Consider the following 21062-nt stretch of genomic DNA (forward strand, 5'->3'; position numbering starts at 1 on the left):
CCGGTCCCCCCGAATTACGGACAAGCCTTGCGACAGGCTCGTCCGCCATGCGTCCGGCTGGCCCGCGAAGACTGACGCGCGCGGGCGTCGCACGGTTCCCGGTGGTCTGCATGCCGCACAGACTACGCACGGTCAAAACCCTCCTAGGGCCGAACTTCACCTCAAACAACGCAAGTCGGTGCCTACGAATTCACGATGTGACGCCGTTCACGATGGCCCCCCTTGTCGCATCGCGACGACCGATCTATCGTCGTGATGTATCGAGTCGATACATCAGCTCGGTACATCAGCCCGGCACAGGGCCCCGTAGGAGCACTCGGAGAAGGAGGAGGCGAAGTTGAGCAGACGCTCCGGCATCCTCGAATTCGCCGTTCTCGGCCTGCTCCGCGAATCCCCGATGCACGGCTACGAGCTGCGCAAGCGCCTCAACACCTCGTTGGGGATTTTCCGCGCCTTCAGCTACGGCACCCTCTATCCCTGCCTCAAGACGCTGGTCGCCAACGGCTGGTTGATCGAGGAGCCGGGGGCCGCCCCTGCCGACCTTCCGCCCACCACCGGCCGTGCGGTCGCCCCCGCCTCCTCACTGGCCGGGCGCCGCGCCAAGATCGTCTACCGGCTGACAGCGGAAGGTAAGGAGCACTTCGAGGAGCTGCTCTCGCACACCGGCCCCGACTCCTGGGAGGACGAGCACTTCGCAGCCCGCTTCGCCTTCTTCGGGCAGACGGAGCACGAGGTGCGGATGCGCGTGCTGGAAGGCCGGCGCAGCCGGCTGGAGGAGCGGCTGGAGAAGATGCGGGCCTCTCTGGCCCGCACCCGCGAGCGCCTCGACGACTACACACTTGAGCTGCAGCGACACGGCATGGAGTCCGTGGAGCGCGAAGTGCGCTGGCTGAACGAGCTCATCGAGAGCGAGCGGTCGGGACGGGATCAGCGACGGTCCTCGCCCGGGAGCGAAGCTCAGCAGAACACAGCAGGAGAGACGGGCGGCCTGCCCCGGCGCAGGGGTGACACCCCGCCGGATCCGTCCGACGACACCGCAAAGTGAGGTCCCCGCAGATCCGCGGGGCCTTCATCGGGAACATCCAAAACACACAGGGAGCAACCGGAATGGGTTCGGTTCGCGTAGCCATCGTCGGCGTGGGCAACTGCGCCGCCTCGCTGGTCCAGGGCGTCGAGTACTACAAGGACGCCGATCCGGCCGGCAAGGTGCCCGGTCTGATGCACGTCCAGTTCGGCGAGTACCACGTGCGGGACGTCGAGTTCGTCGCCGCCTTCGACGTCGACGCGAAGAAGGTCGGTCTCGACCTCGCGGACGCCATCGGTGCCAGCGAGAACAACACCATCAAGCTCTGCGACGTGCCGAACGCCGGCGTCACCGTCCAGCGCGGCCACACCCACGACGGTCTCGGCAAGTACTACCGCCAGACCATCGAGGAGTCGGCCGAGGCCCCGGTCGACATCGTCCAGGTCCTGAAGGACCGCAAGGTCGACGTTCTCGTCTGCTACCTGCCGGTCGGCTCCGAGGTCGCTGCGAAGTTCTACGCGCAGTGCGCCATCGACGCCAAGGTCGCGTTCGTCAACGCTCTCCCGGTCTTCATCGCCGGCACCAAGGAGTGGGCGGACAAGTTCACCGAGGCCGGTGTCCCGATCGTCGGCGACGACATCAAGTCGCAGGTCGGCGCCACCATCACGCACCGCGTGATGGCGAAGCTCTTCGAGGACCGGGGCGTCATCCTGGACCGCACGATGCAGCTGAACGTCGGCGGCAACATGGACTTCAAGAACATGCTCGAGCGTGAGCGCCTGGAGTCCAAGAAGATCTCCAAGACGCAGGCCGTCACCTCCCAGATCCGTGACCGCGAACTCGGGGCGGACAACGTCCACATCGGCCCGTCGGACTACGTGGCCTGGCTGGACGACCGCAAGTGGGCGTACGTGCGTCTTGAGGGCCGCGCCTTCGGTGACGTTCCGCTGAACCTGGAGTACAAGCTCGAGGTCTGGGACTCCCCGAACTCCGCCGGTGTCATCATCGACGCCGTCCGCGCCGCGAAGATCGCCAAGGACCGCGGCATCGGTGGCCCGATCCTCTCCGCTTCCTCGTACTTCATGAAGTCCCCGCCGGTCCAGTACTTCGACGACGAGGCCCGCGAGAACGTCGAGAAGTTCATCAGGGGCGAGGTCTCCAACTGACGCAGCCGGACACGGTGCGTCCACGCGGCCGAGCACTGAGCGGCAACGCTCCTTCCTCCCCGCGCTGTTGAGGGTCCCCGGGCTATCTGCCCGGGGACCCTCAACGTATGTGACTCTTGATCACATGGCCGTCGTGGGTGATCTGCACGTTCTTCTATGCCTTCGGAGCTTCCGTCGTCTGCTGGCCGTACGACTCCTCTCCCAGTCGGCCGACGGTGTCTTCCAGGTGGCGTTGGCGGCTCACGTCGTCTTCTCGCCGGAGAAACAGGCTTCGGCGGGTGCCATCGCCTCCGCGATGGCGGTGCTGCTGCTGCCCTACTCGCTCATCGGCCCCTTTGCCGGCGTCCTGCTGGACCGCTGGCCGCGCCGCCAGGTCTTTCTGTACGGAAACCTGCTGCGTGCCGCGCTCGCCTGTTGCACGGCGCTCCTCATCCTCGGTTCCGTACCCGACTGGCTCTTCTACGCCTCGGCGCTGTGTGTCACCGCGGTCAACCGCTTCGTCCTGGCCGGCCTCTCGGCCGCGCTGCCGCGTGTCGTCGACAGCGACCGGCTGGTGCTGGCCAATTCGCTCTCGCCGACCGCCGGGACGCTCGCGGCCACGGCGGGCGGCGGTCTCGCCTTCGCCGTACGACTACTGCTCGCGGACTCCGATGCCGCAGTGGTACTGCTGGGCGCGACCCTCTATCTCGCTTCGGCGCTGGCCTCCCTGACCCTTGCCACCGGACTCCTCGGGCCGGATCCGGACGGACACCGGATCGGGCTGAGGGAGGCCCTGGCCGCCACCGCGCGGGGACTGGCCGACGGGCTGCGCCATCTGGCGGAGCGGAAGCAGGCCACCCGGGTGCTGGCCGCCATGACCGTGATGCGCTTCTGCTACGGAGCGCTGACCGTGATGGTGCTGATGCTGTGCCGGTACGCCTGGACCGACAGCGAATCCGAAGGCCTGGCTCTTCTCGGACTGGCCGTGGGGGTCTCCGGTGCGGGGTTCTTCGCGGCGGCCGTACTGACGCCCTGGGCAGCGGGACGGCTCGGCCGATTCCGCTGGATGGCGGTGTGCGCGACGGGGGCCGCCGTCCTCGAACCCGCACTGGGGCTGTGGTTCGTCCCCGTACCGATGCTGGTCGCGGCGTTCGTTCTCGGGCTGGTCACCCAAGGGGCGAAGATCGCGACCGACACGGTGGTACAGACGTCGGTGGAGGATTCCTTCCGCGGCCGGGTCTTCTCCCTCTACGACGTGCTGTTCAACGTTGCTTTCGTGGGAGCCGCCGCGGTCTCCGCACTGCTGCTGCCTCCTGACGGGCGATCAACCGTGGTGGTGATCGGAGTGGCGGTTCTCTACGCGGTCGTCGCCGTTCTGCTGTTCCGATGGGACCGCACCGGAGAGGCTCGCTAGCGCCCGAGGCAGCAAAGCGAGGGGCGCTGTTTCACGTGAAACAGCGCCCCTCGTCAGTTCGGAGCGCGGCACCGGAGGGTGCTCATGTTTCACGTGAAACATGAGCCCGTTCCCCTGCCGGCAGACCTGGCCTCCAGGGGCCTCAGCCCTGCGCGGCCCACCACTCCTTGAGCTTCTCGACCGCCCTGTCGTGCTCCATCGGGCCGTGCTCAAGGCGCAGCTCCAGCAGGAACGCGTACGCCTTGCCGATGACCGGCCCGGGACCGACGCCCAGGGTCTTCATGATCTCGTTGCCGTCCAGGTCGGGGCGGATGGCATCCAGCTCCTCCTGCTCCTGCAACTGCGCGATGCGCTCCTCCAACCCGTCATAGGTCCGGGAGAGGGCGGCGGCCTTGCGCTTGTTCCGCGTGGTGCAGTCCGAGCGGGTCAGCTTGTGCAACCGCTCCAGCAAGGGGCCGGCGTCGCGTACATACCGACGGACCGCGGAGTCCGTCCACTCGCCGTCGCCGTAGCCGTGGAAGCGCAGATGAAGCTCCACCAGCTTCGAGACGTCCTTGACCATGTCGTTGGAGTACTTGAGCTCGGTCATCCGCTTCTTGACCATCTTGGCGCCCACCACCTCATGGTGGTGGAACGAGACGCGCCCGTCCTTCTCGAAGCGTCGCGTCCTCGGCTTGCCGATGTCATGGAGGAGGGCGGCAAGGCGCAGAACCAGATCAGGACCGTCCTCCTCCAGGTCGATCGCCTGCTCCAGGACGGTCAGCGAATGCTCGTAGACGTCCTTGTGACGGTGATGCTCGTCACTTTCCAGACGCAGCGCGGGAAGCTCCGGCAGCACCTGCTGCGCCAGCCCCGTGTCGACGAGCAGCGCCAGCCCCTTGCGGGGGTGGGTGGAGAGCAGCAGCTTGTTGAGCTCCTCCCTGACCCGCTCGGCGGAGACGATCTCGATCCGCCCGGCCATCTCCGTCATCGCGGTGACCACATCGGGGGCGACATCGAAGTCCAGCTGGGCCGCGAAGCGGGCCGCGCGCAGCATGCGCAGCGGGTCGTCGGAGAACGACTCCTCGGGTGTTCCGGGGGTACGCAGAACGCGCTCCGCCAGGTCCTCAAGACCACCGTGCGGATCGATGAATTCCTTCTGCGGAAGTGCGACGGCCATCGCGTTGACCGTGAAGTCACGGCGGACGAGGTCTTCCTCGATGGAGTCGCCGTAGGACACCTCGGGCTTGCGCGAGGTCCTGTCGTACGCCTCCGACCTGTATGTGGTGACCTCGATCTGGTAGCCGTCCTTCTGCGCGCCCACGGTGCCGAAGGCGATCCCGACCTCCCACACCGAGTCGGCCCAGGGCCGGACGATCTTCAGTACGGCCTCGGGGCGGGCGTCCGTCGTGAAGTCCAGGTCGTTCCCGAGCCTGCCGAGAAGCGCGTCCCGGACCGAGCCTCCGACCAGGGCGAGACTGAACCCGGCGTCCTGGAAACGGCGAGCAAGGTCGTCGGCGACCGGGGACACCCGCAGCAGTTCGCTGACTGCGCGGTGCTGCACCTGGGTCAGGGCACGGGAGCTGTCTTCATTGGCGTTCGACACAACAGAAAAGGGTACGTGCCCGGACCGGCCCGGTCGCCCTGGTTTCGTCCCGCCCTGCAAGACTCTTCCGATCATGTAGCGAACTCCCCAGCACTTGGCACCCGCGCACATCGTTACCATGCGTGGACGCAACAACCGACAACCATCGACACCAGCTGACGACGACGAGGGACGGGTAAGCGCGTGGCCGAGCCGGCAGACATTCAGGGGATCGGTCCCTCTCCTGCCCGCCGGTGGCTGCGGCGCACAGCCGCCCTGATCATCGGGGCGCCGCTCATCGCAGCTCTGCTGGCCGGCCCGACCGCACCCGCGGCGCAGGCCGGCGGGACCGGCAAGGCCCCCACCGGGTCCGAAACGGTCGACGTGTCCCTGAACACCCTGGCTCCGAGCGCGCCGGTCAAGGGGGACACCCTGACCGTCTCCGGCACCCTGACCAACAGGGGCAAGAACACGATCACGGGGGCCACGGTCGACCTTCGGGTGGGCCCGAAGCTCCGCAGCAGGACGGAGATCGACACCGCTGCCAGACGCACCGGGTACGTGCTCGGCAGCGACCCCGCCCCACTCGGCGGCAAGTACACCGTGAAGGTCGCGAAACTCCCTTCCGGGATCAGCCAGGACTTCACGCTGTCCGTCCCGGTCGACAAGCTGGAGCTCGGCGACGACGGCGTCTACCAGCTCGGTGTCTCGCTGTCGGGGCAGACCTCCCGGGCCCCGTACCCCCAGGTGCTGGGGATCGAGCGCACCTTCCTGCCCTGGCAGGAAGAGGAGCGTGACTCCAGGACGAAGGTCACCTATCTCTGGCCGCTCATCGCATCGGCCCATGTGACAGCCGAAACCGGCACCGACGATCAGCAGACGCCCGTGTTCGCGGACGACAACCTGGCCGCCGAGCTGGCTCCGGGCGGACGGCTCGAACAGCTGGTCTCGCTGGGCAGCCAACTGCCGGTGACCTGGGTGATCGACCCGGATCTGCTGGCCAGTGTCGACGCGATGACGGGGAGCTACCGCGTCAAGTCCGGCGACACCACCGTCGCCGGGACGAACCAGGCCGTTGCCAAGCAGTGGCTCACCTCGCTCGAGGCCGCGGTGTCGGACGGGAAGGTCGTCGCACTGCCGTTCGCCGATCCCGATCTGGCGTCCATCGCACACCGTGGCAAGAACGTCTCCGGCACCCTCAGCCATCTGCAGACCGCCACCGAAGTGGCCGGGACGACGGTACAGACCATCCTCCATGTGAAGCCGTCGACCGACTTCGCGTGGCCCGTCGACGGGGCGATCGACCCGTCGGTCGTCGATGTCGCCACCTCGGCCGGGGCCCACAAGGTGATCGCCCGCAGCGACAGCCTCCAGGAGACCGGCGGTCTCCCGTACACGCCGACCGCTGCCCGGCCGATCGGCGGCGGCACCACCGCGGTGGTCGCCGATGCCCGGCTCTCCACGGCCTTCCAGGGCGATATGTCGAAGGCGGGGAACTCCACCCTCGCCGTGCAGAAGTTCCTCGCTCTGACTCTCGCTCTGACCGAACAGGACACGGACGCGGAGCGCAGCATCGTCGTCGCACCGCAGCGGATGCCCACCGTGGCCCAGGCCCAGTCGATGGCCCGTGCCCTGCACGGACTCGACGACGAGCGCTGGACACAGCCCCTCGGGCTGGTGGAAGCGGCCGGTGCGAAGCCCGACGCGGACGCGACGACCAGCGTCCCCGGGGCCTCCCAGTACCCGAGGAAGCTCCGCAGCCAGGAGCTGCCCACCCAGGCCTTCCAGGACATCAAGTCCACCCAGGCCTCGCTGAACAACTTCCAGGTCATCCTCACCCAGCCCGAGCGGGTGGTGACCCCCTTCGGCAACGCGCTCAACCGGTCCATGTCGATGTCGTGGCGTGGCAGGCCGCTGGAGGCCCAGCAGTACCGGGACTCGGTCCGCACCTATCTGCAGGACCTCACCAACGAGGTCCAGCTCATCTCGAAGTCGGACGTCACCCTGTCCGGCCGCAGCGCCACGATCCCGGTGACCGTGCAGAACAGGCTGTTGCAGGGCGTGGACCATCTCGTCCTCCGACTGAAGTCGGAGAACGCGACACGCCTCAAGCTCAACGACGGCGGGGCCGTGGCGGAGCAGCCGATCCGGATCGGCGCCGGCCACAGCCAGTCCGTGAAGTTCGACGCGGCGGCCAACGTCAACGGCCAGGTGCAGATGACGGCGCAGCTCTACACGGAGGACGGCACGCCGTACGGCGGAGAGATGACCTTCACCGTGAAGGTCTCCGAGCTCACCCCGACCGTGCTGCTGGTCATCGCCGGCGGGCTGCTGCTCCTGGTCCTCGCGGGCATCAGGATGTACACCCATCGCAAGCGCGCCAACGCGGGCGGCGCGACCGGGGACGACGGCGGCGAACCCGGGCAGCCGAGTGACCCGACTCCGGACACCGGTCCGGAAAGCGGGGAGCCGTCGGGCTCGGGTGAGAAAGTGGAACGTTGAGCGATGTCTGTCGTGGCCGGTCGGCCGGGGACGATGAGGTGGGGTTTCGATGAACGCGCCGTACGACGGTGACCGCGGTCAGGGTGCGGGCGGAGCCGGGTCTTCCGGCGGGCCCCCGATGCCTCCGGGGCCTGGCCAGGTTCCGCCGACGCCCGATCCGTACCTGCAGGACGCCTACGACCGCGATCCCTACCGCGCCCAGGATCTGTCGGTACAGGACCCGGTGACCGAGGCCCTGTACGACCGGGCCGCGCACCCGCCGCCGCCCCCGGGCACGTACCAGCAGCCCCAGCCGCTCTACCAGCAGCCGGCCGCGGCCCAGTACCCGCCCGATCCGCGCATCTGGGCGCAGACCCCGCCTCCCGAGCCCGGTGGCCCGTCGCGGCACCTGCCGTACGGCGACAATCCGGCGACCACCCAGTTCGTCGGGGTGGACGACCTCGTCAGCCAGGCTTCCCGGGACGACGAGCAGCCGGATGCCTTCGCGCACCTCTTCCGGGACCAGGAGGGCCCGGCAGGGTCCGCCCCTGTCCCTCCGGAACCCGAGCCCGCTCCGGCACCCGCTCCGCCCAAATCCGGCGGCCGGGCCTCCGGAATACTGAAGTCCAGCGCGCTGATGGCGGCCGGCACGCTCGTGTCCCGCCTCACCGGATTCGTCCGCAGCCTCGTGATCACCGCCGCGCTCGGTGCCGCACTGCTCGGCGACAGCTTCACTATCGCCTCCGCACTGCCGACGATGATCTACATCCTCACCGTGGGCGGCGGACTGAACTCGGTCTTCGTTCCCCAGCTCGTACGCTCCATGAAGGACGACGAGGACGGCGGGGAGGCCTACGCCAACCGGCTGCTGACTCTCGTCATGGTCGCGCTCGGTGTGATCGTCGCGATCGCGGTCTTCGCCGCTCCGTGGCTGATCCACGTGATGTCGCCGACGATCGCCAACGACGTGGCGGCCAACAGCGTCGCCGTGACCTTCGCCCGCTACTGCCTGCCGACCATCTTCTTCATGGGCGTGCACGTCGTGATGGGCCAGATCCTCAACGCCCGCGGCAGGTTCGGCGCGATGATGTGGACCCCGGTCCTCAACAACATCGTCATGATCTTCACGTTCGGCATGTTCATCTGGGTCTACGGAACGTCCGCCGAGTCCCAGATGGGCGTCCAGACCATTCCGCCGGAGGGCGTCCGGCTCCTGGGCATCGGCACGCTGCTCGGGCTGGTCGTACAGGCCCTGGCCATGATCCCGTACCTGCGCGAGGCCGGTTTCCGTTTCCGCCCGCGCTTCGACTGGAAGGGACACGGGCTCGGCAAGACGGTCAAGCTGGCCAAGTGGACCGTCCTGTTCGTGCTGGCCAACCAGGCAGGTGTGATCGTCGTCACCCAGCTCGCGACCTCGGCGGGCAAACTGTCCGGCAAGGACGGCGCCGGTTTCCTCGCCTACTCCAACGCCCAGCTCATCTGGGGCATGCCGCAGGCGATCATCACCGTCTCCGTCATGGCGGCCCTGCTGCCCCGCATCTCCCGCGCCGCCCACGACGACGACCCGGGCGCCGTCCGTGACGACATCTCCCAGGGGCTGCGGAACTCGGCCGTCGCGATCGTGCCGGTGGCCTTCGCCTTCCTCGCACTCGGCCTGCCGATGTGCACCCTCCTGTACGCCTCCGCGGGCACCGAGGCCGCCCGCTCCATGGGCTTCATTCTCATGGCCTTCGGTCTCGGCCTGATCCCGTACTCCGTGCAGTACGTCGTGCTGCGCGGCTTCTACGCCTACGAGGACACCCGCACGCCCTTCTACAACACGGTCATCGTCGCCGCGGTCAACGCGGCAGCCTCGGCCCTCTGCTACGTGGTTCTGCCCGCCCGCTGGGCAGTGGTGGGCATGGCCGCCTCGTACGGGCTCGCCTACGCCGTCGGCGTGGGCATCGCCTGGCGACGGCTGCGCAACCGCCTGGGCGGAGATCTGGACGGTGCCCATGTCGTACGCACCTACGCCCGGCTGTGCCTGGCCGCGATCCCGGCAGCGGTGCTCGGCGGCGGCGTGGGCTTCGCCGTTCTCCTGGGTCTCGGCGAAGGCGCCTTCGGTTCGCTCACCGCTCTGATCTGTGGTGGAGCCGTTCTACTGGGGATCTTTTTCGTCGCCGCCAAGCGGATGCGGATCGAGGAGATCAACGGCATGGTCGGCATGGTCCGAGGGCGACTCGGTCGCTGAGGATCAACGGCCGCACAACCATCACCGCCCCTTGCGTGTCGTGCATAGCGCCGGAGTGTGGGCACAATTGGCGTGACTGTGCAGAGCTGGCTGGCATCGCGCAACGGATGGGGAGGCAGGAACGACGGTGGCGGAACGTAGCACGGCTGCCGTCGACGTGGCCGACAACAGTGGTGATGAACCGCTGGCGGACGAGGCCACGACCGACGGGACGGCAGAAGCCCAGGACACCACAGGCACGAAGCCACAGGATACGGATGGTGAACGCATCGGTTCCGAGGCCACCCTGCCGAGCCCCGATCTGCACAGCGGGCACAAACTTGCCGGACGCTACCGGCTCGAGGAATGCGTCACCCGTCTGGACGGCTTCAGCAGCTGGCGCGCCGTCGACGAGAAACTGCGCCGCGCGGTGGGCGTCCACCTGCTCCCGGCCGACCACCCGCGTGCCCGCTCCGTGCTGGCCGCAGCCCGGTCCTCCGCGCTGCTAGGCGACCCACGCTTCGTGCAGGTCCTCGACGCGGTGGAAGAGGACGACCTCGTCTACGTCGTCCACGAATGGCTCCCCGACGCCACCGAGCTCACCTCCCTGCTGGCCTCGGGGCCGATGGACGCGCACGACGCGTACCAGCTCGTCGGCCAGGTCTCCCAGGCCATGGCGGCAGCGCACCGGGAAGGCCTCGCCCATCTGAGGCTCACCCCGGGGGCGGTGCTGCGGAGCTCGACCGGGCAGTACCGGATCCGCGGCCTCGCGGTGAACGCCGCCCTGCGCGGTATCACCGCCGACAGCCCCCAGCGAGCGGACACCGAGGCGATCGGCGCCCTGCTCTACGCCGCGCTGTCCCAGCGCTGGCCGTACGAGAGCGATGCGTACGGCCTGGCCGGGCTGCCCAAGGGAGTGGGGCTGATCGCCCCCGACCAGGTGCGGGCCGGCGTCCACCGCGGCCTTTCCGAGCTCGCCATGCGCGCGCTCGCCAACGACGGCGCCACTGCCTCCCGGCAGGAGCAGCCGTGCACCACGCCGGACGAGCTGGCCAAGGCCGTTGCCGCGATGCCTCGCATCCGTCCTCCGGAGCCCGCCTTCACAGCGCCTCCCGAGTACCAGCGCACGACCTACCAGCAGGGTTCGTACGGGCGTCCGCCGACCGGTCCCATCGCCGCACCGCCCACGATCGCCGTGCCCCTGGCACCGCTCCAGAGCCGCACCGGCAAGGCCCTCAAGTGGGCCGTGTCCGCGCTGCTCATCGCCGCGCTGGGCCTCGGCAGCTGGCAGCTCGCCGAGGCGCTCATCGACCACAACAAGGGCTCCGACCCCGGGGACAGCACACAGACCAACCCGGAGAACAGCGACAACAAGCCTCGGCAGCCCACCGAACCGCTGCGCATCGCCGGTGCGACGGAGTTCATGCCCAGCGGCTCGGGGATCAAGCAGAACGAGGTGCCGAACTCCGTCGACGGCGATGCGAGCACGGCGTGGGTCACCCCGCGCTATGTGGGCTACGCGAACTTCGGCAACTACTCGAACCGCAAGGACGGCAGCGGCATAGTCGTCGACCTGGGCAGCGTCAAGGACGTCGCGGGAATCACGGCCAAGATGTACCGCAGCGGACAGAAGACCGAGGTACTGGCGGCCGATCCGAGCGCCTCCGCCCCGTCGTCCCTCTCGGACTTCCCGCAGCGCCTCACAGAGCTCGGAACGGTGGGAAGCGATCTGAAGGAGACCTTCTCCAAGCCGGTACGGACGCGCTATGTCCTGATCCATCTCACCGAACTGCCGTCGGACGGAACAGGTGGCTACCGGGGCGGAATCTCGGAGATCTCCGTACTCAAGTGACGGAGAGGCCGGTGGGGGTGCCTCCACCGGCCTCCCGCACTTCCGGCGCTCCCGTGCCTGAAGTTCTCGTTCCCGCATCGGACAGTGCCTCTTTCGCCCCCTGCCCCCGCACGCTCGAATCGTGATAGACAGACGCACCTTGACGCAGCAAAAGGGAGGGAGGGGGAGGTGGCCGCCGAGCCGTCGGAACCACTCAGCGACTCAGACCTCCTCGCTCGCCATGTGGCCGGCGAACCGGACGCCTTCGGCGAGCTGGTACGGCGCCACCGCGACCGGCTGTGGGCCGTGGCGATACGGACCCTGGGTGACCGCGAGGAAGCCGCGGACGCCGTCCAGGACGCCCTTGTCTCCGCCTTCCGGGCCGCCCACACCTTCCGCGGCCAGTCCGCCGTCACCACCTGGCTGCACCGCATCACCGTCAACGCCTGCCTCGACCGGGTCCGCAAGGCAGCCACCCGCAGGACCGCGCCGGTCGACGACACCGAACGGTTCGAGCAACTCCTCGAACCGCACGAATCCGCGGAGGCACCGGCGGAGCGCCAGGACCTGCATCGCGAGCTCCTGGCCGCACTCGCCACTCTCCCCGCCGAGCAACGGGCCGCACTCGTCCTCGTGGACATGCAGGGCTACCCCGTGGCCGAGGCGGCACGCATCCTCGACGTACCGACAGGCACCGTGAAAAGCCGCTGTGCGCGGGGGCGGGCCCGGCTGGCCCCGCTGCTCACCCACCTCCGCAGCGAGGTCACCGACGGGACAGCCACGAAAAGGAACCGGACGCCGCGTACATCCGTCCCACCGGCATCGGGGCCGAGAGATGCGGGCACAAGCGATCCCGCTGCAGTGAAGGGCGGAGGTGGGCGCACATGACATCAACGACCGACACGACCCAGCACCCGGACGTCACAGAGATCTCCGACCTGGCGGAGGGGCTGCTCCCACCGTCACGTGCGGCAGAGGTACGCGACCATGTGGACGGCTGCGCACTCTGCGGTGAGGTCCATGCCTCTCTCCTGGAGATCCGCGAGCTGCTCGGCACCGTGCCCGTGCCGCAGCGCATGCCGGACGACATCGTGGACCGCATCGATGCCGCACTCGCCGCCGAAGCGGCTCTCGGCACCACGCCACCATCCGGCTCGCTGCATGTTTCACGTGAAACAGAGCCGCCCGCAGCGGAGAAGCCGAAGGCAGAGCCCAGCCCCTCGGACCGTCCCGCAGGGCGCCCCCGGGCGACCACCGGCCCCGGCCGCCGGCCGCTCCGGCGCCGCCGTCGCACGGCCGTGCTCGGGGCCGCTCTCGGTGCGGCCGTGGTCGGCGTGAGCGTCTTCCTGCTGCAGAGCGTCCAGCCGTCCCAGAATTCCGGGAGCCTCAAGGCAGCGGACCGTAGTTCCAGCGCCGGGGAGAACGGCGGAGGGACGTTCTCGGAGTCCACGCTTGAGGACCGGGTACACACGCTTCTTCTGAGCACCGGCTCGAAGCCATCGAAGTCGGCGGACGGTGTGGGGGCCGAGGAGCAGACGCCGTCCATCGGGGCGCAATCGACGCCCAAGAGCGCCTCTGCCGGATCCGGGTCGCCCCAGACGCCCTTGCGCGCACCCACCGTGTCCGTCCCGCCCTGTGTGGAGCAGGGCACCGGGCGCAATGCCGCGGCCCTCGCAGTGGAGGAAGGCACCTACCAAGGCACGGATGCCTTCCTCGTCGTCCTTCCGCACCCGTCCGACGCGACCCGCGTCCAGGCGTACGTCGTCGACGCGTCCTGCGTCCAGAAGCAGCCCACGGGCAAGGGTGAGCTCCTGCTGACCCGCACCTACGCACGCCCCTGAGAATCGTGCCGGACGCCGCCCCGGCACGCCGGGGAATGCATCCCCCGTAGGATCCGTTGGGTGGGGTGGGAGTCGTTGAACCGACCCCAGTAGGCGTGGACAGTAGGCAGTCTGCAGAGACGAGGAAGAAACCCGTGAGCGACGTCCGTAATGTGATCATCATCGGCTCCGGCCCCGCGGGCTACACGGCCGCCCTTTACACCGCACGCGCCTCGCTGAAGCCGCTGGTGTTCGAGGGCGCCGTCACCGCCGGTGGCGCGCTGATGAACACCACCGACGTGGAGAACTTCCCGGGCTTCCAGGACGGGATCATGGGCCCGGAGCTCATGGACAACATGCGCGCCCAGGCCGAACGCTTCGGTGCCGAGCTCGTCCCCGACGATGTCGTCTCCGTGGACCTCACCGGAGACATCAAGACCGTCACCGACACGGCCGGCACGGTGCACCGCGCCAAAGCCGTCATCGTGACGACGGGTTCCCAGCACCGCAAGCTCGGCCTGCCCAACGAGGACGCCCTCTCCGGACGCGGCGTCTCCTGGTGCGCCACCTGTGACGGCTTCTTCTTCAAGGACCAGGACATCGCCGTGGTCGGCGGCGGCGACACCGCGATGGAGGAGGCGACCTTCCTCTCCCGCTTCGCCAAGTCGGTCACCATCGTCCACCGCCGCGACACGCTGCGCGCCTCCAAGGCGATGCAGGAGCGCGCCTTCGCCGACCCGAAGATCAAGTTCGCCTGGGACAGCGAGGTTGCCGGAGTGCACGGCGAACAGAAGCTGTCCGGCCTGACCCTTCGGAACACCAAGACCGGCGAGACGTCGGAGCTCGCGGTGACCGGCCTGTTCATCGCGGTGGGCCACGACCCGCGCACCGAACTCTTCAAGGGCCAGCTCGACCTCGATGACGAGGGCTACCTCAAGGTCGCTGCTCCCTCGACGCGTACCAACCTGACCGGTGTCTTCGGCGCCGGTGACGTCGTCGACCACACCTACCGGCAGGCCATCACCGCTGCCGGCACCGGCTGCTCGGCCGCACTGGACGCCGAGCGCTTCCTCGCCGCGCTCGCCGACGACGAGAAGGCCGCCGCGGCCACCGCCTGACTCACGACTCGCACCCCCACACACCCCAAGAAGTTAAGGAGGCCGCCGTGGCCGGCGCCCTGAAGAACGTGACCGACGACTCCTTCGACGAGGTCGTCCTGAAGAGCGACAAGCCTGTGCTGGTGGACTTCTGGGCTGCCTGGTGCGGCCCGTGCCGTCAGATCGCCCCCTCCCTGGAGGCCATCGCCGCCGAGCACGGCGACCAGATCGAGATCGTCAAGCTCAACATCGACGAGAACCCGGCCACGGCCGCCAAGTACGGCGTCATGTCCATCCCGACCCTGAACGTCTACCAGGGCGGCGAGGTCGCCAAGACCATCGTCGGTGCCAAGCCGAAGGCCGCGATCCTCCGCGACCTCGAAGGCTTCCTCGGCGAGTAGGGCCGCAACTCGCTGTTTCACGTGAAACGGGTCCATCCCTCGGGGATGGACCCGTTTCACGTTGTCATGGGCTCTCGGATCACAGCGGCCTCAACGCCGGCTCCTTCTGCACTGCACCGAGCAACCGGTCCAGTGCAAGCTCGACGTCCTCCTTCCAGGACAGCGTCGTACGCAGTTCCAGCCTCAGCCTCGGATGAACGGGATGCGGCCGCACGGTCTTGAAGCCGACTGCCAGCAGATGATCCGCGGGAAGCACACAGGCAGGCTCCTTCCACCGAGCATCACCGAAAGCCTCGATCGCCTTGAACCCCCGACGCAGCAGGTCCTTGGCAACGGCCTGCACCATGACCCGGCCCAGTCCCTGCCCCTGGTAGCCCGGCACGATCCAGGCAGTCATCAACTGCACGGCATCGGGGGAGACAGGGCTGGTGGGAAACGCGGTCGAACGCGGCACATAGGCCGGCGGCGCATAGAGAACGAAGCCCACCGGCACATCGTCGACATAGACAACGCGGCCGCACGACCCCCACTCCAGGAGAACGGCCGAGATCCAGGCCTCCTTCTCCAGCTCGGGTGTCCCCGCCTTTACCGCAGCTTCCCCGCTGACCGGATCAAGCTCCCAGAAGACACACGAGCGGCAGCGTCCGGGGAGATCGGAAAGGTTGTCCAGTGTGAGCGGTACGAGCCGACGCCCCATGAAGGCTGTTCCTCGCTTCCTTCGCCCGCCGCGTCGCGTGCGACAGTCAGTGCACTCCGTTCGAGGAGCAGGCTGCCGACGAACCCTCCGACAGCCCCCAGGCCCAGCCCCACTGTCATCAGTCGGCTGCGGCTCACTGATCGCATGGCCCTCCCTACCGAGGTGGCCCAAGCCGGATGTGCCATACCAGAACGCATCGTATCCACCCAGGGATGAAGCCGACACCGAGAGAAAGCAAAGGGCGGGCTGTGTTCCGGTAACCCCCGGAATACAGCCCGCCCCACAACCCTGTCAGCAGGGTCAGCCCTCGTCGTCCTCCGCGGAATCCTCGGAGGGTGCCTGATCCAGCACGCGCCCCTCACCCGGTGCCAGGCTGCCGAGAATGCGGTCCAGATCCTCCATCGACGCAAACTCGACGACGATCTTCCCCTTCTTCTGACCGAGGTCGACCTTCACTCTGGTCTCGAAGCGGTCCGAGAGCCGGGTGGCGAGGTCCGACAGTGCGGGCGACACCCGACCACCGGCCCGCGGCCCCTTGGACTTGGCAGGGCTCGTGGGGCTGGAGCCCATGAGGGTCACGATCTCCTCGACCGCACGCACCGAAAGCCCCTCGGCCACAATGCGATGAGCCAGCCTGTCCTGCTCCTCCGAGTCGTCCACGGACAGCAGCGCCCGCGCATGACCGGCGGACAGCACCCCGGCCGCCACCCTCCGCTGCACCGGGGCCGACAGCCTCAGCAGTCGCAGCGTGTTCGACACCTGCGGCCGGGAACGCCCGATCCGGTCGGCCAGCTGGTCATGCGTGCACTTGAAGTCCTTGAGCAGCTGGTCGTACGCGGCTGCCTCCTCCAACGGGTTCAGCTGAGACCGGTGAAGGTTCTCCAGGAGTGCGTCCAGGAGAAGCTTCTCGTCATCCGTGGCCCGGACGATAGCCGGGATCCGCTCCAGACCCGCCTCCCGGCAGGCCCTCCAGCGCCGCTCGCCCATGATGAGCTCATAGCGCTCCGGCCCCACCTTCCGCACGACAACGGGCTGGAGAAGGCCCACCTCCTTGATGGAGGTCACCAACTCCGCGAGTGCATCCTCGTCGAACACCTCACGGGGCTGGCGGGGATTCGGCGTGATGGAGCCGAGAAGAACCTCGGCGAAGTACGCCCCGGCGGGTCCCACCGATTCGGCGGCCGCTCCGGACTCCGAAACCGGCGCACTCGGCTCCGGCACAACCGGAGCGCCCCCGAGAGCGGCCACCTTTGCCGCAGCCACCCCCCGCTCCGCCGTCATCACAGGACCCGCCCCGGCAGAGGTCGATCCCACCCCTGAGGACGGCACCTGCTTCTCCTGCGGAGCGGCGGGGATCAGGGCACCCAGCCCACGCCCCAACCCTCTTCGACGCTCACTCACTGAATCCCCTCCGAAATGCTCTGCTGGCTGTTCCCGCTGCCCGTTCGGGCGTGCTGGGACTCGTAGTGGACCCCGACACCCCGCAGGGCGATCTCACGCGCCGCTTCGAGGTACGACAGCGACCCGCTGGAACCCGGGTCGTAGGTCAGCACGGTCTGCCCGTAACTGGGCGCCTCCGAAATCCGCACCGATCGCGGAATACTCGTCCGCAGCACCTCTTTGCCGAAGTGGCTGCGCACCTCCTCCGCGACCTGCGAAGCGAGCCTGGTCCTGCCGTCGTACATGGTGAGCAGGATCGTCGACACATGAAGATCGGGGTTGAGATGCCCCCGCACCAGGTCCACATTGCGCAGCAGCTGCCCCAGCCCTTCCAGCGCGTAGTACTCGCACTGGATAGGGATCAGCACCTCTGCGCCGGCGACCATCGCATTGACCGTCAGCAGGCCGAGCGAAGGCGGGCAGTCGATGAGGATGTAGTCCAACGGCTGCTCATACGCCTGGATCGCTCGCTGCAGTCGACTCTCCCGCGCCACCAGCGACACCAGCTCGATCTCCGCACCGGCGAGATCGATGGTGGCGGGGGCGCAGAAGAGACCTTCGACGTCCGGTACGGGCTGAACCACCTCGGAGAGCGGCCTGCTCTCCACCAGGACGTCATAGATGGAGGGGACTTCGGCATGGTGATCGATACCCAGAGCCGTAGAGGCGTTCCCCTGCGGGTCGAGGTCGACGACCAGAACACGTGCGCCGTGAAGCGCGAGTGAGGCAGCAAGATTGACCGTCGTGGTTGTCTTGCCCACTCCACCCTTCTGATTGGCCACCACCATGACGCGCGTCCGGTCAGGACGGGGCAGGCCCTCGCCGGCGCGGCCGAGGGCCTCAACCGCCAGCTGGGCCGCGCGACCGATGGGTGTGTCGTCCATCGGCGGCGGTGTTTCACGTGAAACACCCTCCCCCGCCGATTCGGTTCGGGGACTGGGGACCGGATCGGTCATCGGTCCCGCGATGTTGGCGTCGGACCGCAAGGATTCACTCTCCTCGACTTCAGGCTCGCAATGAACAGAGCCTGCCATGCTTTCGGGGTCGTGAACCAGCGAGGCCCGCTCTTCTGTGGATGAATCCACTTCTGTGGACAACTCCGTAGCCCTAACGGGCCTGCGATGCCGCGGCGCGGCAGCCACGCGACCGCGGCTGATGATTCCATGCAGCAGAGAGCGACGTTTCACGTGAAACACGATGCCCCTGCAGCCTAGCTACAGGGGCACGACACTCCGCATGGGGACGTACGGCTACATACCGGAAGCACAACCGGCAGACGGCATGAACCGCACGTAGCACTCGCCCCCGCGGCGCGACCAGAGACGTCAGCGACGGCGCCTCGTACGACTCGTCCTGGCGGCCTTGGCCCTCTTTGCGGCGAACCTCACACCACCCGGACTCTCACCGACCACCACACGCACCACCGTGGACATCGGGTCGACAACGCCCTCCCCGACATGCAGCACCTCGGTCTCCACCACACCGAGCTTGCTCAGCGCCGCACGAGCCCCGACGATCTCCTCCTCGGCGGTGTCCCCCTTGAGCGCCAGCATCTCTCCGTACGGACGCAGCAGCGGAACGCCCCAACCGGCCAGCCGGTCCAGCGGCGCCACAGCACGAGCCGTCACCACATGTACCGGCTGAAGCGAGCCCAGAACCTCCTCGGCCCGGCCACGCACGACCGTCACATGGTCCAGACCCAGCAGCTCCACGACTTCCTGAAGGAAATTCGTGCGCCGGAGCAGTGGCTCCAGCAAGGTGATCTTGAGATCCCGGCGCACCAGCGCCAGCGGGATACCGGGAAGACCCGCACCCGAACCCACATCGCAGACCGTGACTCCCTCGGGCACGACCTCGGAGAGCACCGCGCAGTTCAGCAGATGCCGCTCCCACAGCCGCGGGACCTCACGCGGGCCGATCAGCCCCCGCTTCACCCCGGCGTCCGCCAGCAGCTCCGCGTACCGGACGGCCTCCGGGAAGAACTCGCCGAAAACCGCCCGCGCTCCTTGGGGCGCCTGGGGAAGCTCTACTTCCGCCGTCACGGGGACCGTCCTTCCATACCGCACTACCGCACTGTGGGTGGCTGACTATCAGGCTGACAAAGATCGGCCCCGCCTGCGAACAGACGGGGCCGGCAGAACTAGGGTCCGGTCAGGCCGGGAGGACGACGACGAAGCGCTCCGGCTCCTCGCCCTCGGACTCGCTGCGCAGACCGGCGGCCGCGACCGCGTCGTGAACAACCTTGCGCTCGAACGGCGTCATCGGGTCCAGCTTCACCGGCTCACCGGTGCTCTTGACCTCATCCGCGGCCTTGGCACCCAGCTCGGCGAGCTCCGCCCGCTTCTTGGCCCGGAAGCCCGCGATGTCCAGCATCAGCCGGCTGCGGTCTCCGGTCTCCCGGTGAACAGCAAGCCGCGTCAGCTCCTGGAGCGCCTCCAGCACCTCACCGTCGCGGCCCACGAGCTTCTGCAGATCACGTGCCGAGTCGCTGATGATCGAGACCGCGGCCCGGTCCGCCTCGACATCCATGTCGATGTCGCCGTCCAGGTCGGCGATGTCGAGCAGACCTTCGAGGTAGTCCGCTGCGATCTCGCCCTCCTGCTCAAGGCGGGTCAAGGTGTCGCTGCCCTCAGCGGCCGTGGAGGTGGTGCCTTCCGTCACGGATGGACTCCTTCTTACTTCTTGGACGGGTGCTTGGGCCGCTGCGGACCCTTGCGCTGTCCGGACTTGGCTTGGCGTGAGGAGCCGGACGCGGGCTTGCCCGCCGGCTTGGACTTCTCGTCCTGCGATGCGTCCTGCTTCTGCAGGGAGGTCTTGGAACCCGACTCGGTGGAATCGGCGTCCTTGGCCCCTGCCTGCGTGACACCGGTCTGACGCTGGGACTTGGTCTGGCGCTTGGGCTGCTGACGCCGCTGCGCGGCTCCGCCCTCGGCCTCGGAGGCAGCGGCCTCGCCCTTGGTCACCGTGCCGTCCTCCTGGGCGACGAGGCCCAGCTTGGCCAGCCCGGTGACGAACTTCCGCTCGATGTCATTGCGGTCCGGGCCCTTGGCCACGATCCGCTTGACGGTGTTGCGCCGGGTCCTGCCGCGAACCTCACCATGAGCGGTGACGCTCTTCAGCAGACGTCCCAGGTACTGGTCCTGCGCCTTGCTGCCCGGGGTCGGGTTCTGGTTGATCACGTACATCTGCTGACCCATGGTCCAGACGTTGGTGGTCAGCCAGTAGACGAGGACACCGACGGGGAAGTTGATGCCCATGCCGGCGAAGATCAGCGGGAAGATGTACATCAGCATCTTCTGCTGCTGCATGTACGGCGTCTTGACCGTCAGGTCGACGTTCTTCGTCATCAGCTGGCGCTGGGTGAAGAACTGCGACGCCGACATCATCACGATCATGACCGCGGTGACGACCCGGACATCGGTCAGAGAGGCGCCGAGAGCGCTGACCTCCGACGAGCTGTTCATGAACTTGGCGGCGAGCGGAGCACCGAAGATGTGTGCCTGACGGGCGCTGTCGAGCAGCGACTGATCGATGACACCGATCTTCTTGTTCGAGGCGATGGCCGACAGCACGTGATACAGGGCGAAGAAGAACGGTGACTGCGCCAGGATGGGAAGGCACGAGGAGAGCGGGTTGGTACCCGTCTCCTTGTACAGCTTCATCATCTCTTCGGACTGACGCTGCTTGTCGCTCTTATAACGCTCCTGGATCGCCTTCATCTTCGGCTGGAGCACCTGCATGTTGCGGGTCGACTTGATCTGCTTCACGAAAAGCGGGATCAGGCAGATCCGGATCAGCACCACCAGGGACACGATGGACAGGCCCCAGGCCCAACCCGTGTCATCGCCGAAGATCGCTCCGTACAACGTGTGGAACTGGACGATGACCCATGAGACGGGCCAGGTGATAAAGCTGAACAGACTGGCAATCGTGTCCACT

At 67.9% G+C, this 21062-nt stretch carries 17 protein-coding genes; 10 read left to right on the top strand and 7 right to left on the bottom strand.

What is annotated here, in order from left to right; genetic code table 11:
* Positions 1-337: 337 nt before the first annotated feature.
* The 3 genes from OG520_RS20235 (at position 338) to OG520_RS20245 (ending at position 3583) form a co-directional block, all read left to right on the top strand.
* A complete protein-coding gene (locus tag OG520_RS20235) occupies positions 338-1045 on the top strand; it encodes a PadR family transcriptional regulator (RefSeq protein WP_266416801.1) in 708 nt (235 codons plus the stop codon).
* Positions 1046-1107: 62 nt separating this feature from the next.
* Positions 1108-2190, top strand: coding sequence for an inositol-3-phosphate synthase (locus tag OG520_RS20240; RefSeq protein WP_266416802.1), 1083 nt, complete (start codon positions 1108-1110; stop codon positions 2188-2190).
* Between the two features lie 124 nt (positions 2191-2314).
* Positions 2315-3583 (top strand): MFS transporter, encoded by a 1269-nt coding sequence (locus OG520_RS20245; protein ID WP_406014084.1) that lies wholly within the window; start codon positions 2315-2317, stop codon positions 3581-3583.
* Between the two features lie 142 nt (positions 3584-3725).
* On the opposite strand, the gene OG520_RS20250 is transcribed toward OG520_RS20245, so the two are convergent.
* The gene (locus tag OG520_RS20250) at positions 3726-5168 is read right to left on the bottom strand and encodes a CCA tRNA nucleotidyltransferase (RefSeq protein ID WP_406014085.1); all 1443 of its coding nucleotides are present in this window, start codon (positions 5166-5168) and stop codon (positions 3726-3728) included.
* Positions 5169-5351: 183 nt separating this feature from the next.
* Between OG520_RS20250 and OG520_RS20255 the strand changes: the two genes are divergently transcribed.
* The 7 genes from OG520_RS20255 (at position 5352) to trxA (ending at position 14986) form a co-directional block, all read left to right on the top strand.
* Positions 5352-7649 (top strand): DUF6049 family protein, encoded by a 2298-nt coding sequence (locus OG520_RS20255; protein ID WP_399328690.1) that lies wholly within the window; start codon positions 5352-5354, stop codon positions 7647-7649.
* Between the two features lie 49 nt (positions 7650-7698).
* A complete protein-coding gene (murJ, locus tag OG520_RS20260; protein ID WP_406014086.1) occupies positions 7699-9858 on the top strand; it encodes a murein biosynthesis integral membrane protein MurJ in 2160 nt (719 codons plus the stop codon).
* A gap of 127 nt (positions 9859-9985) precedes the next feature.
* Entirely contained in the window at positions 9986-11689 is a 1704-nt protein-coding gene (locus OG520_RS20265; RefSeq protein ID WP_406014087.1) for a protein kinase family protein, read from the top strand.
* Positions 11690-11857: 168 nt separating this feature from the next.
* Positions 11858-12556 carry an RNA polymerase sigma factor SigM gene (gene sigM / locus OG520_RS20270; protein ID WP_399328687.1) on the top strand — a complete coding sequence of 233 codons (699 nt, stop codon included), beginning with the start codon at positions 11858-11860 and terminating at the stop codon, positions 12554-12556.
* Positions 12553-13509: an anti-sigma factor family protein gene (locus OG520_RS20275; RefSeq protein WP_406014088.1), complete on the top strand. Its 957-nt coding sequence runs from the start codon at positions 12553-12555 to the stop codon at positions 13507-13509. The genes sigM and OG520_RS20275 overlap by 4 nt, the downstream gene beginning before the upstream one ends.
* 134 nt (positions 13510-13643) lie before the next feature.
* The gene (trxB, locus tag OG520_RS20280) at positions 13644-14606 is read left to right on the top strand and encodes a thioredoxin-disulfide reductase (RefSeq protein WP_399328685.1); all 963 of its coding nucleotides are present in this window, start codon (positions 13644-13646) and stop codon (positions 14604-14606) included.
* Positions 14607-14653: 47 nt separating this feature from the next.
* Entirely contained in the window at positions 14654-14986 is a 333-nt protein-coding gene (trxA, locus tag OG520_RS20285; RefSeq protein WP_266416822.1) for a thioredoxin, read from the top strand.
* 79 nt (positions 14987-15065) lie between these two features.
* On the opposite strand, the gene OG520_RS20290 is transcribed toward trxA, so the two are convergent.
* The 6 genes from OG520_RS20290 to yidC all read right to left on the bottom strand — a co-directional run bounded on the left by OG520_RS20290 (position 15066) and on the right by yidC (position 21061).
* Positions 15066-15683 carry a GNAT family N-acetyltransferase gene (locus OG520_RS20290; RefSeq protein WP_385337500.1) on the bottom strand — a complete coding sequence of 206 codons (618 nt, stop codon included), beginning with the start codon at positions 15681-15683 and terminating at the stop codon, positions 15066-15068.
* A gap of 300 nt (positions 15684-15983) precedes the next feature.
* The gene (locus OG520_RS20295; RefSeq protein WP_406014089.1) at positions 15984-17084 is read right to left on the bottom strand and encodes a ParB/RepB/Spo0J family partition protein; all 1101 of its coding nucleotides are present in this window, start codon (positions 17082-17084) and stop codon (positions 15984-15986) included.
* Positions 17081-18157, bottom strand: a complete 1077-nt coding sequence (locus tag OG520_RS20300) for a ParA family protein (RefSeq protein ID WP_406016529.1) — start codon at positions 18155-18157, stop codon at positions 17081-17083. Before OG520_RS20300 ends, OG520_RS20295 begins: the two co-directional genes overlap by 4 nt.
* Before the next feature lie 291 nt (positions 18158-18448).
* Positions 18449-19165 (bottom strand): 16S rRNA (guanine(527)-N(7))-methyltransferase RsmG, encoded by a 717-nt coding sequence (gene rsmG, locus OG520_RS20305; protein WP_399328682.1) that lies wholly within the window; start codon positions 19163-19165, stop codon positions 18449-18451.
* 109 nt (positions 19166-19274) lie between these two features.
* Complete coding sequence (locus OG520_RS20310) at positions 19275-19784, bottom strand: R3H domain-containing nucleic acid-binding protein (protein ID WP_124719874.1); 510 nt, start codon at positions 19782-19784, stop codon at positions 19275-19277.
* Between the two features lie 14 nt (positions 19785-19798).
* The gene (yidC, locus tag OG520_RS20315) at positions 19799-21061 is read right to left on the bottom strand and encodes a membrane protein insertase YidC (protein WP_406014090.1); all 1263 of its coding nucleotides are present in this window, start codon (positions 21059-21061) and stop codon (positions 19799-19801) included.
* Between the last annotated feature and the right edge of the window lies 1 nt (position 21062).

Source organism: Streptomyces sp. NBC_00984 (assembly GCF_045162475.1).
Classification (GTDB): domain Bacteria; phylum Actinomycetota; class Actinomycetes; order Streptomycetales; family Streptomycetaceae; genus Streptomyces.

What these genes read in the sequence shown, in the direction of transcription:
- OG520_RS20240 (WP_266416802.1), top strand. Translation starts at nt 1,108, where the DNA reads ATGGGTTCGGTTCGCGTAGCCATCGTCGGCGTGGGCAACTGCGCCGCC.
- OG520_RS20245 (WP_406014084.1), top strand. Translation starts at nt 2,315, where the DNA reads ATGGCCGTCGTGGGTGATCTGCACGTTCTTCTATGCCTTCGGAGCTTC.
- murJ (WP_406014086.1), top strand. Translation starts at nt 7,699, where the DNA reads ATGAACGCGCCGTACGACGGTGACCGCGGTCAGGGTGCGGGCGGAGCC.
- OG520_RS20275 (WP_406014088.1), top strand. Translation starts at nt 12,553, where the DNA reads ATGACATCAACGACCGACACGACCCAGCACCCGGACGTCACAGAGATC.
- OG520_RS20290 (WP_385337500.1), bottom strand. Translation starts at nt 15,683, where the DNA reads ATGGGGCGTCGGCTCGTACCGCTCACACTGGACAACCTTTCCGATCTC.
- OG520_RS20300 (WP_406016529.1), bottom strand. Translation starts at nt 18,157, where the DNA reads ATGGCAGGCTCTGTTCATTGCGAGCCTGAAGTCGAGGAGAGTGAATCC.